The sequence below is a fragment of the Chloroflexus islandicus genome (assembly GCF_001650695.1).
Lineage (GTDB): Bacteria > Chloroflexota > Chloroflexia > Chloroflexales > Chloroflexaceae > Chloroflexus > Chloroflexus islandicus.
In genome coordinates this window covers 1-825 of the sequence record NZ_LWQS01000002.1, presented here as the reverse complement: position 1 = coordinate 825, position 825 = coordinate 1, and the positions used below count along the sequence as shown (strand labels likewise).

Genomic DNA, 825 nt, shown 5'->3' with positions numbered 1-825 from the left:
CCGGCCCCCAATACCACGTGCGCCCGCCGCGCACCGCCTCGCTGTCGGTGCGGGTCCAGATCGCGGCGAAGCGCGGGTCGGCGAATTCGTTACGGTTGGCGAAGGGCGCGGCTGAGAGGAAGGTTGTGTTCGTCAGCATAGCAGCGCCTAGTACGAGGATAACGATCACTCGATGAATGAGTCGCATTGCAGCACCTCCGTGGTGGTGGGTTCAAGAGCGGACAGAACGTTAGATCGAGTACAACTGTCGAACGTTGTGCGATGCCGTAAAGTCCCGGGCCGCGCTCCCCATCACCCCTCCCCCAGCGGGGGAGGGGCAAGGGGTGGGGGCATCAGCCCGCGCAGCGGGCTTCGTAACCCTAGCCCGGCCCTTCAGGGCCGGGTGCTGGACAGATGTTCTGCCCGCCCTTGAACCCACTGGTGCGGGAGAGGGGGCCGCGCTAAGCTTTGAGGCATTGTACAGTGATCAACGGTTGTGCTTGACCACATTGCTGTCCGCCCCTCAACTCAAACGGGTGGGTAGGGAGGGGCGGATTGTCAGCCGCCCCATGGAAGGTACGCACCGCCGTGGCTGGGAGACGCACCGCCGTGCGGGGACGCACCGCCGTGCGCCTACCATCTTTTCACATAATCAAATCCAATATCACAACGCACCGCTGTGAGTGGGAGACGCACCGCCGTGCGTCTCTACTGGGCCCACAACGGCCAGCGGTCTTGGGCGGTGTTTTGGGTGACTTGTTGGGTTATCGTCCCATCGCTGACGTTCAGGATATAAATCTCGAAGTCGCCGTCGCGGTCGCTGGCGAAGGCCAATTGGCGGCCATC

1 protein-coding gene is annotated in these 825 nt (G+C 63.2%); it reads right to left on the bottom strand.

Going from position 1 to position 825, the window contains the following annotated elements; genetic code table 11:
* Positions 1-187: hypothetical protein (locus A6A03_RS20215; RefSeq protein ID WP_156525222.1), on the bottom strand; the 187-nt coding region annotated here is incomplete at its 3' end.
* Positions 188-825: the final 638 nt, after the last annotated feature.